This window comes from Acidovorax sp. GW821-FHT10E03 (assembly GCF_059415205.1).
The window spans coordinates 342,342-352,486 of record NZ_JBWKMU010000007.1 but is presented as its reverse complement, the minus strand read 5'-3'; the positions used below and the strand labels follow the sequence as shown (position 1 = coordinate 352,486).

8 protein-coding genes are annotated in these 10,145 nt (G+C 61.5%); all 8 read right to left on the bottom strand.

Annotation, left to right across the window (positions count from 1 at the left end; translation table 11 throughout):
- Positions 1-436: 436 nt before the first annotated feature.
- Positions 437-1,732 (bottom strand): cyclic di-GMP phosphodiesterase, encoded by a 1,296-nt coding sequence (locus tag AC07OD_RS15035; protein WP_494597368.1) that lies wholly within the window; start codon positions 1,730-1,732, stop codon positions 437-439.
- Positions 1,733-1,854: 122 nt separating this feature from the next.
- Positions 1,855-2,769: a diguanylate cyclase domain-containing protein gene (locus tag AC07OD_RS15030; protein WP_492807673.1), complete on the bottom strand. Its 915-nt coding sequence runs from the start codon at positions 2,767-2,769 to the stop codon at positions 1,855-1,857.
- 237 nt (positions 2,770-3,006) lie between these two features.
- Positions 3,007-4,746 (bottom strand): methyl-accepting chemotaxis protein, encoded by a 1,740-nt coding sequence (locus AC07OD_RS15025; protein ID WP_494597367.1) that lies wholly within the window; start codon positions 4,744-4,746, stop codon positions 3,007-3,009.
- Positions 4,747-4,757: 11 nt separating this feature from the next.
- The gene (locus AC07OD_RS15020; RefSeq protein ID WP_494597366.1) at positions 4,758-5,237 is read right to left on the bottom strand and encodes a chemotaxis protein CheW; all 480 of its coding nucleotides are present in this window, start codon (positions 5,235-5,237) and stop codon (positions 4,758-4,760) included.
- A gap of 384 nt (positions 5,238-5,621) precedes the next feature.
- Positions 5,622-8,162, bottom strand: a complete 2,541-nt coding sequence (locus tag AC07OD_RS15015) for a sensor histidine kinase (RefSeq protein ID WP_494597365.1) — start codon at positions 8,160-8,162, stop codon at positions 5,622-5,624.
- 1 nt (position 8,163) lies between these two features.
- Positions 8,164-8,958 carry an ABC transporter substrate-binding protein gene (locus AC07OD_RS15010; RefSeq protein ID WP_494597364.1) on the bottom strand — a complete coding sequence of 265 codons (795 nt, stop codon included), beginning with the start codon at positions 8,956-8,958 and terminating at the stop codon, positions 8,164-8,166.
- 25 nt (positions 8,959-8,983) lie between these two features.
- On the bottom strand, positions 8,984-9,757 hold the full coding sequence (locus AC07OD_RS15005) for an HD-GYP domain-containing protein (RefSeq protein ID WP_494597363.1): 774 nt from the start codon (positions 9,755-9,757) through the stop codon (positions 8,984-8,986).
- Positions 9,754-10,125 carry a response regulator transcription factor gene (locus AC07OD_RS15000; protein ID WP_492244986.1) on the bottom strand — a complete coding sequence of 124 codons (372 nt, stop codon included), beginning with the start codon at positions 10,123-10,125 and terminating at the stop codon, positions 9,754-9,756. The genes AC07OD_RS15005 and AC07OD_RS15000 overlap by 4 nt, the downstream gene beginning before the upstream one ends.
- Positions 10,126-10,145 lie beyond the last annotated feature (20 nt).

Below are 10,145 nucleotides of genomic sequence, written 5' to 3'. Positions count from 1 at the left end.
CTTTGCTTACTCATGGCACCTCCTATTGGGCCTCAGGTTTGAGGCTCAGAGGTGTCTAGAAAACCCGGGGCGATTCAGGTCTTGAAGGGGCGCCAAGCGCAGCGCGGCGGGGATGGGACCGCATGGCCGATTCCCTGGAGGCAAGCGCAGCGCATAGGCCCGCAGGGCCGAAGTCCCCGGCATCGGATGTAGCAAAGAAAAGCGCCGCGCCCGCAGCGAGCGGAGCTTGGACAAGGGCGAGCCTTGTAGTTTGGACATGCTCTTAATCGACCCCAGGTGGACGATACCTTGCATGCCTACTTCGCGCAGGTCGGTGACTCTATACCCGGCTTATCACAGGAACTCCGAAGAAATTCACGTGGATACCGATCATATGGGTGGTGGACAGCCGGCGTGGCGGGCTATCGCCTTCGCCCGGGGCTGCTGCATCTTGCGTTCAGCGGACCGGTAATGGGAGGCCTGACCACAGCTCGTTCAGGTCTGAAAACTTCCATTGGTCCGGGTCCTCCCGGGCCGCAATCTTCTCCGTGCAATTGGGGTCGGCCAGATCGATGACGGTGGGCGGAATGCGCATGTCCGACTTGGTAGAGAAAAAGACCTTCACCTTGGGCGAGGTCAGTGATTTCTGCCCCTGCTCGACCACCACGCCAAGGCGACCGGAGCTCAGCCGCACGAGCGAGCCCACCGGGTAGATACCGATGCTCTTCACAAACGCCTGGAACAGGCGGGGATCGAAATGGCCTTTGGTCCACTCGGCCATGCGGCGCAGCGACTCCGCGGGGTCCCATCCGCGTTTGTAGGGGCGGTCGGAGGTGATGGCGTCGTAGACGTCGCAGATAGCTGTCATGCGCGCGATCAAGCTAATCTCTTCTCCCTTGAGTTTGTCAGGGTAGCCCGATCCATCCATCTTCTCGTGGTGGTGACGGCATGCGTCCAGAACGGCGTCTTCCACGCTGCCTCCCTCCTTGAGCAGGAGGTAACCCTGCTCGGGATGGCTCTGGATCACGGTGAACTCTTCATTGGTGAGCTTGCCTGGCTTGTTGAGCACGGCCAGAGGAATAACCGCCTTGCCCAGGTCATGCAGAAGCCCCGCCATCCCGGCCACGCGCGTGTGCTCCTCGTTCAGCTTAATCTGCTTGGCCAGTGCCACCATCAGCGCGCACACCGCTACCGAATGCATGTAGGTGTAGTCGTCGGCCGTCTTCAGGCGAGCCAGGCTGATCAGGGCGCTTGGGTTGCGGGTGACCGAGTCCGAAATTTCTTCGACCAAGCTGCGGGCGTTCTCCGCGTTGACCGCCTTGCCCATGCGCGCCTCGCTGAACATCGAGACCATGGCCTGCCTGGCCTCGCCGCAGATCGAGGCCGCCGCTTGCAACTCGCTGTGCATGCTGGCGGCGGCCCGGCCACGCGCGCGCCGGGGTGCAGGGGGAGGCGAGGGCGGGGAAGGTGGGTCCACCTGCAGAGGCGGCAGCTTGTCGAGCATGCCGAAATCGGTCTCCACCTGGAAGTCGGCCTCCTCGCGCGAGACAGATCGCACACCGGCGGCCACTTCAAACCCTTTGGATGTGTCGATCCAGACCTCCTCGATCGAGGCTGCCTTGATGCGCGCCAGATCCTTGGAATCCTTAAGGAGGAACTTGGCCCGCCAGAAGGGGTGGTCCATCCAGGAGCCGCAGAAATCGTGCACGTACATGCCCAGGTCGAGGTGTCCAATGTGGATTCTTTTTAGCATGATGAGTTTCGGAACATGGGCTCGGCACTGCGTGCACCTTGCCCACGGTTGGTGGTGGCACCGGTTGGACCGCTCTCTGGCTACACTGAGTGCGCATTGAAGCGACGTTTTGTATCGCCCGTTCAGGTACGTCTGGCTGCTGCGACCACATCAGACATGCCCGGTGAAAACACGATGCTGCGCCCGCGGCCCTGTGCTTTTGCGTGGTACATGGCGAGGTCAGCGCAGCGCAGTAGCTCTTCAGGCCCTTGTGCGTCTACGGGGTACATCGCTATGCCCATGCTGCAGCCGGTCTTGACCGGGAACCCATCGACTGTGCGAGGACGCGACAGCGCCGCTACGAGTTTGTCTGCAACTAGGACTGCATCGGAAAGTTTCTCGATGTCCCGCAGCAGAACGACAAACTCATCTCCGCCAATGCGTGCAACGACGTCGCTGGCCCGGACTTGCGCCTTAAGAACTGCGGCTATTTCCGCCAGCAAATGATCCCCGATGGCATGCCCGAACGAGTCGTTGACCGACTTGAAGCCATCAAGATCCAGAAGCAGCAGTCCCACCTGTCGGCCAGAGAGCCTAGCGGCTGAAAGAGACTGATGGAGACATTCAGTGAGCAGCCAGCGATTGGCCAGTCCAGTCAGAGCGTCGTGCGTTGCTTGGTGCTGCATCTGCCGCTGGGACTGTTTGGTCTCGCTGGTGTCACGAACAAAAGCGATCGTACCGGTCTGACCTTGGTCATCAACGCGACTCAGCGCAACGTCTACGGGTACGTTGCGACCGTCTTTTCGCAGCAGGGTCAGATCGCCTGCGGCTCCCATGGCCCGCCGCTTGGGATCCTGGAGGTAGACCACTCTGCTTTCCACATGCAGTCTGCGAAGGTCGGCTGGCAAGAATAGCTCGATGGGCTGTCCAATCAGTTCGTAGGCCTGGTAGCCAGACAGGTGGCACAGGGCTTCATTCACGAGTGCGATTGCACCGCTGTCCGATACAAAAAGGATGCCATCAGGCGCTTGAGAAACAATAAGGTCGGAAAGGTTCATACGGAGGCCAATGGATTCTTCGCGGTGTCTCGACCGCCTCGTTGCTTGCCTGTCAGGGAGCAAGGAGCTCGGCCGCGTTTACCGCGCCGTTCCATGTTCCAGGAGAGGCGCGACCCGCAGTCTGGCTTGCCGCACGCCGCCCGCTGACAGTGCTCATCGCTGGTGGGACAAGGATCGTCAGCTAGGCCCGTGGTGGCATTGATGTCCCGGCGGATTCAACGCGGCAACTGCTGCGGATCAGAAGTTTGCCCATTCTCCAGTGCCTTCGCTTGCACCGGAGGTGGCGGCTGCAGCCTTCACTGGGCGTGTACCCGAGATGCGTGCCACGCCGAGATTGCTGCTGCGGTCGGCTTTGCGGCGCTCAGCGGGGATGAGGCGTGGCGCCGCTGCGTGCGTCCCATCGAGCTCTGGTAGCTGGAATACGGCAACGGCTTGCACGAGTTGCTCGGCCTGCAGCTGCAGGCTCTGCGCGGCGGCGGCGCTTTCCTCGACGAGGGCTGCGTTCTGCTGCGTGACCTGATCCATCTGTGCCACCGATTGGCCCAGCGAGCTCACGCCGGTGCTTTGCTCACGGCTCGCGGCACTGATCTCGCCCATGATGTCGGTTACGCGACGGATGGAGTCCACGATTTCCTGCATGGTGTGGCCTGCCTGGTCCACCAGCGCTGAGCCTTGCTCCACCTGTGAGACGCTGTCGGTGATCAGGGTCTTGATCTCCTTGGCGGCTTGCGCGCTGCGCTGGGCGAGACTGCGCACTTCGCTCGCTACCACAGCAAATCCTCGCCCCTGTTCACCGGCGCGGGCCGCCTCCACTGCGGCATTGAGCGCCAGGATGTTGGTTTGGAAGGCGATGGAGTCGATCACACTGATGATGTCGACAATCTTTCTGCTGCTGTCGTTGATGCCCTTCATGGTATCCACGACCTGGTTAACAACTTGGCCGCCTTTCACTGCCACCTGGCTTGCACCCACGGCCAACTGGTTGGCCTGGTTGGCGTTGTCGGCGTTGTGCCGCACAGTGGTGCCAAGCTCTTCCATGGTGGATGCCGTCTGCTGTAGTGCGCTGGCCTGTTCTTCGATGCGTTGGCTCAGGTCGATGTTGCCGGTGGCAATCTGTGTAGAACCGGTGGCAATCGAGTCCGACGCACCGCGAACCTGGCCCACGATTTCTGCGAGCTTGGCCTGCATCGACCCCAATGAAGCCAGCACGCTGCCGCCGTGGGCATTGCTGACACCGTGCACAGGACTCAAATCGCCATTGGCCACGCGCTGTGCCGCCTCCCCGAGTTTGGCCGGTTCGGCTCCCAGTGCGCGGGTCAGGCTGCGGGTGATGAGTGCGCCAGCAAGGGCGGCGGCCAAGAACGCTATCACACATGCTGCCAGCAGCAAATTGCGCTGCACCGCAAAGCGTGCGGCTGACTCCTCCGTCATTTCGTCTGCACGCTTGTTCGTCACGCTTGCATATTCGCTCGTCTTGTTGATGAGTGCGGCAAGCAAAGGTCGACATTCGTCATTCATCTTGGCGATGGCCTCGTCACGCTTGTTGTTCAGCGCCAGATCCACGATGGCGAGGGCAACGGGGCCATAGCGTGCCTCAATGGCGTCCATTTCGGCCACCAAGCCACGCGCTTTCTCGCTGGCGTCGTCCGCCGTGGCGATCATCCTCTTGAGCTTGCCCAGCCGCTCCTTCACGTCCTCCTGGGCTTTGAGCACTTCAGCCTTTTCTTCGGCCAGCTGGTCAGGCTTGGTTACCAGGACCAGGTTTCGCGCAGCCAGGGCGCGCCGGTCAACCGCAGTGCGAACGCTCTGGGCCATGTCGCCGCGGGCATTGATGCCCGTGACATAGTGCTCGAAGGCACCATTGGCATCTGACAGGGCCTTCCAGGACAGGCCCGAGATCAGCAGCACCAGGATGGCAAGCCCCCCGAAGGCCAGGGTCAGCTTCGCGCGCACTGTCATGTTGTGAAAGTTGTTCATGGAAAATTCTCTTAAATGGTTTCGGTAACACCGCTTTGGACGTGGTTCATCAATTGGGGAATGTCCAGAAGCAGCAGGGTGCGCTCCAGGCCCTCTTGCGTGATGCAAGCCAGCCCCTGGATGTAGTGGGCTTCTTCGTGCTCGCTCAGCGCGGGCATGGCGCGCAGTTGGTCTTCCTGCAAGGCAACTACGTCCGAGACTGAGTCGACAACCATTCCCACGGTTTGCTGTCCGTCCGGGGTGATCACCACGGTGACGGTGGCGGCATCAAAGTGGGCCTCTACTCCAAGGCACACGCGCAAGTCGAGTACCGGTACGCTCACCCCGCGCAGGTCGAGAATGCCTCGCACGTAGGGTGGCGATCCAGCAATGCGTGTCGGTTGCTCATAGAAGCGGATTTCCTGGATCCCCAGAATGCTGACACCGTAGGTTTCTTGGCCTAGGCGAAATGCGAGGTACTCCCCGGCCGTCAGCACGGTGCTCGAACGCATGTGAGGGGCAAAATGAGTGCTATCTGAATTCATACCTGTCATCTCCATCGGGTGAAAGTAATTTTCAGTGATTGTAATGATGAAAATGATAAATACAAGTGTTTGTATCACTTTTTTTGTGGCGAGAGATCTTTATTCATCGTTTTTGCCGAATTAAAGAGTGAATTCCGATGCTCTGGATTGCTGGAGTTGAGGCGGCCATGGCTTCGGGATGCGGGCGGCGAGGCGCTTCTTTCATGTCCCGGAAAGTGGGCGCTCGTGAGGCAGGTGCCAGCGCCGATGCGGCGGTGATATGCGGGTGGACAGGTGGTCTTCGAAATCCTGCAGGCGCAGGTTTCCTGTCGAAGCTGTTCGCTGCAACTCAGGAGCGAGCGTGGCTTGCTGTTAAAGCTCGGCCGGCATGGTTACGCTGGCGCCGCGTGCGGGCAGGATGATGTGGAACACCGCGCCGCCTTGCCGCACGTTCTCTGCGTAGATCTGCCCGCCCAAGGCCTCTACGATCTTCTTGCAAATGGCCAGGCCCAGGCCCGTACCACCCGAGCCGTCCTTGGTCTTGCTTGACTGCTTGAAGGCCTCGAAGATGGCGCTGAGCTCTTCGTGCGGGATGCCCGGGCCGTGGTCGCGCACGGCCAGCCGGATCTGGCCCCTGCGGTCGATCCTGCCCAACAGGGTGATGGACGATGCCTCGGGAGAGAATTTGATAGCATTGGCAATTACATTGCGGATCACCTGCTGGAAACGCACCGGATCGACCTTGGCCGTGAGCGGCAGGTCGCCAAGCGCTACTTCCAGGTGCTGCTTGCGCTGGGCCAGCAGTGGCTCCAGCTCGCGCAGCACGGGGAGGATGACGCCACGCAGATCCACCCGCTCCAGGTGGAAAGTGCCCACGGTACTCTCCAACTTGGCTACGTCCAATAGGTCGTTGACCAGCGAAAGCATGCGTTCGCCGGAGCGGTGTATGTCTTCGAACATGCCGGCTGTACGGGCATCCGCCTTGCCACGCAGCATGCCCAGTTCCGAAAACCCCATGATGGATTGCAGCGGTGTGCGTAGCTCATGACTCATGTTGGCCACGAACTCGGATTTGGAACGAGACGCCTCCTCTGCGGCCTCGTGCGCCTCGCGGGTCAGCCGCTCGGCTTCGCGGAAGTCGCTGATATCCATCAGCGTGCAGAGAATACCGGTGGCCCGTCCGCGGGGATCTATCACCACCGCTTTCGTCACGCGCGTATCGCGCCAGGATTTCCCACCGTAGAGCACGCGGGTCTCGAACATCACCTGGCCGCCCTGGTGCTGCAACTGCCTATCTGCAGCCTGATGAACGGCGGCCTCTTCTGAGGGCAGGAAGTCCGCTAGGCGTAGCCCTATCACGTCTGCGCGCTGGCGCCCCTTGTATTCCTCCCAGGCGCGGTTCACCAGTACCAGGTGGCTCTGCATGTCGGTCATCGAGATCGGCAGGGGGTTCATCTCCAGCATCAGGCCGCGAAATTCCAGCTCGGCCTGGAGGCTCTGCTGTGCGACCCAGCGCTCTGTCACGTCCACCGCACTGCCCGCGAAGCCTATGACTGCGCCCTCGTCGAGCAGCGGCACCAGTGCCACGTCGAACAATAGTTGGCGTCCATTTTCGATATGCATCATGGCCTGGCAGTTGCGCACACCGCCCGCTTCGCCGTTGGCAAACAGACCTTCCACCGCAGGCCTGCTGCCGGGCTCCACCAGTTCCTGCAGCGGACGGCCTATGGCGGCAGATTCGCTGCCACCAATCAGCGATGCCAGGCGTGCGTTGACGAAGGTGATTCGTCCCGCGGTGTCGGTGCGAAAGATGACCTCCTGCACGCTGCGCATTAGCACCGCGAGCTCGCGTTCACTGTGTTCAATGCGGATCTGGGCCTGTCGGGAGGCGTGGCTGGCGGCCTCCCGTGAGCGAAGGCTGCGCCATGCCACGAGGGTAAGCAGCAGCACCACCATGGTCGCTGCGCAACTGAGCCAGATGTAGTCCTGTGATTCGGTCCACCATCGGGTGATCGCGGCATCCAGTGGTTCCTCAACGAGAACAACAAACGGCTGGGTCCTGGACAGGCGGAATGCGACGATCTGGTTGCCACCACCCAGTCCCTGGCCCACGTAGCTGCCATGCTCGCGCGAGGGGAGATCCCCGCGAAGTACGGGGATGTCGCTGGCCTGTCCGCTGCGGAGTGAAGTCTCTTGAGAGGTCGCGAGAATCTTTCCGTCATACGATGCGATCGCAGAGTTGAAGCCGACCTGGCCTACGGCCAACTGCTGCTGATTGGCCAGCGAGTCGGGGTTGATCAACCCGATCAGCAACAGGTCCTGGCCATCGGGCGTGACGAATTTGCGCATGAGCGGAATGAAGCCCAGGCCCGTCGGGGTGGCGCCTCGCGGTGCGTCGGCGCGCAGGCTACCCACCCCCCGGCCCGCGATCCAGGGACCAAAGGTGGTCTTGCCCTTCTGCGGGCTCGGCCCCAGTTTGCGAAGATCAATGGTCACCCCCGACTCCTGCGGCGAACTGCTGGCGATGACCAGCCCTGTGGCATCGGAAACCAGAACCGTGCGCAAGAAGGGGACTCCTGCCAGCGCCTCTCGCAGGAATGCCTCGGTGCGCGGCAGGTCGGCCCCGGGGGCGTGCAATGCATTGGCATCGCTCATTGTGGCGAGGATGAAGAGGCCGCTTTCCACCGTGCGGGTCGTCTGGTCTTCGAGCACGCGCGCCAGGAGCTCGGCCTTCTCAGTGTCCGAGGCGATGGCCTTGGTGCGGTCGTTCAGGGTTATCCAGGCCGTGGCCGCCAGGATGCCTGCCACGAGCAGCAGGCCGCAGAGGAGCGCGGTGTTGCTCCCTTTGCGGCTGAGCTTCACTAGGCCCTGAGCATGGCGCCACGGTGCACTGCGAGTGAAGGACTGTGTCATGTCAATGCACAACGATCTCGGTCAGCCCGTGCCTGGCTGCCGCAGCATCGAGCCGGCCGTCACGCTTGATGCGTGCCACGAAGTCATCCATGGTCTTGAGCCAGGCATCGCCGCCAGGTTTCACGGCATAGGCATAGGGCAGCACGAACACCGGCTTGGGCGGTGACACCAAGCGTGCCCAATCGGCATTGTCGAGCAAGCGCCGGCTGTAGGGGAAGTCGGTCATGAACACGTCCACCCGGCCACCTTCGAGCTCCCGTTCGCGCGTGGTGGGGGGAGATATCCTCACCAGCTTGGCATGCGTGAGGCGCTCGCTCATCACAGGTTCCATGAAGGTGCCTGCCTGGACTGCTACCAGCACGCCGGGCTGGTCGATGTCGGACCATTGCTTGATGACGGCATTGCTCTTGGTTGTGATGCCGTAGATGTCACTGCTCAGGTAGGGCTGGGTGAACCTGAGGTGGGCCATCCGCTGGGGCAGCATGCCGATGGCGAACATGCCCACATCACAACGGTCCGCCAGCAGGTCTTCGACCAGGGTGGCAAAGGACGACTCGACGTACTCTATTTTCGCTTTGAGGTCCTTGCCCAGCTCGGCCGACAGATCGATGTCGATCCCTGACAGTTGCTGGGTGCGCGGGTTTCGAAAGGTGATGCCGTAGTAATCTGGCCAGATGCAGACGCGCACGGCCTGCCGGGCCGATACCTTTTCCTGCGCCGGGCCGGCCAGAGCGGGTCCGCAGAACATCAGGCTGGCAAGTGCGCTTGTGAAGGCGATTCGAAGGATGAAAGGCATGGCGCTATCCTGGTGGTAGGACGATTCAGGGGGCGTCGATCAGATCGGCGAAGGTGGGGCGTTGCTCCGTGACCTTGCTCCGCAGAGTATCCAGATGATCGAAGTGCTGGACGAAAGTGTCCACGATCACGGGGTCGAACGCCGTGCCGCGCTGTTCGATGAGCATGGACAAGGCCTTTTGCGGGCTGAATGCGGGTCGATAGACGCGGTCCATCGTCAATGCGTCGTAGAAATCCACGACTGCCGTGATGCGGCCTGACAGCGGAATATCCAGGCCTGTCAGCCCGCGGGGATAACCCGTGCCGTCGTAGCGCTCGTGGTGGGTGAGGGCTGCCTCTGCTGCTAGGCGCAAGACAGGCACGCGGGAACTACCCAGAATCTGGGCCCCCGTGGCTGCATGGCGTTTCATGACTTCGCGTTCGTCGTCGGTGAGCGGTCCGGCTTTCTTGAGCACATGGTCCGGCGTGCCGATCTTGCCGATGTCGTGCATGGGCGCAGCACGCCGCAGCATGCTGGCAAAGCTCGGCGCCGATCCCAGCAGCAGCGCCAGCGCTTCGGCCAGGAAACCAATCCGGATGATGTGCACCGAGGTGTCGTCGTCGCGAAACTCGGCGGCTGTGCACAGGTGCAGCAAGGCCTCATGGTGAGCTCGGGTGACTTCGCGCAGTGCCTCGTTGCGCTCGCGGTACATGTGCCCGAAGTCTTCGATGAAGCGCTCCATCTGCGCGGCTGCAGCTTCATCAAAACACCTCATCGCGCCTGCTGGCAGTACTTGCGCGCGCTCCAGGGCGTGCGTCATACAGTTGCCTCCAGTCGGTAAACCATCTCCAGCACCTGCAAGGTGCTGAAAGGCTTGACGAGGTAGGCGTCTGCACCCGCTTTCATCCCGTCGCGCCGGTCTTCAGCCTGGCCGCGTGCCGTGAGCATGATGACTTTGGTGTGCTTGAGCGCGGGATTGCCTTTGATGCAGCGGCAGACTTCCAGACCCGACAGGGTGCCGGGCATCATGACGTCCAGCAGTACCACGTTGGGCGAGTGGGTGCGGGCCATTTCCAGCCCCATATCGCCGTTGGCAGCTTCATAGATTTCAAAATTCTCAAATTCCATGGTCATGCGCAGCAGCTTGCGGATGTCGGCGTGGTCTTCGACGATAAGTACTTTTTTCATGAGGTGCCCGTTGAAGTTGT

Bases quoted from the DNA above. Each gene is read 5' to 3' on its own strand.
- AC07OD_RS15035 (WP_494597368.1), bottom strand. From the start codon at position 1,732: ATGCTAAAAAGAATCCACATTGGACACCTCGACCTGGGCATGTACGTG.
- AC07OD_RS15030 (WP_492807673.1), bottom strand. From the start codon at position 2,769: ATGAACCTTTCCGACCTTATTGTTTCTCAAGCGCCTGATGGCATCCTT.
- AC07OD_RS15025 (WP_494597367.1), bottom strand. From the start codon at position 4,746: ATGAACAACTTTCACAACATGACAGTGCGCGCGAAGCTGACCCTGGCC.
- AC07OD_RS15020 (WP_494597366.1), bottom strand. From the start codon at position 5,237: ATGCGTTCGAGCACCGTGCTGACGGCCGGGGAGTACCTCGCATTTCGC.
- AC07OD_RS15015 (WP_494597365.1), bottom strand. From the start codon at position 8,162: ATGACACAGTCCTTCACTCGCAGTGCACCGTGGCGCCATGCTCAGGGC.
- AC07OD_RS15010 (WP_494597364.1), bottom strand. From the start codon at position 8,958: ATGCCTTTCATCCTTCGAATCGCCTTCACAAGCGCACTTGCCAGCCTG.
- AC07OD_RS15005 (WP_494597363.1), bottom strand. From the start codon at position 9,757: ATGACGCACGCCCTGGAGCGCGCGCAAGTACTGCCAGCAGGCGCGATG.
- AC07OD_RS15000 (WP_492244986.1), bottom strand. From the start codon at position 10,125: ATGAAAAAAGTACTTATCGTCGAAGACCACGCCGACATCCGCAAGCTG.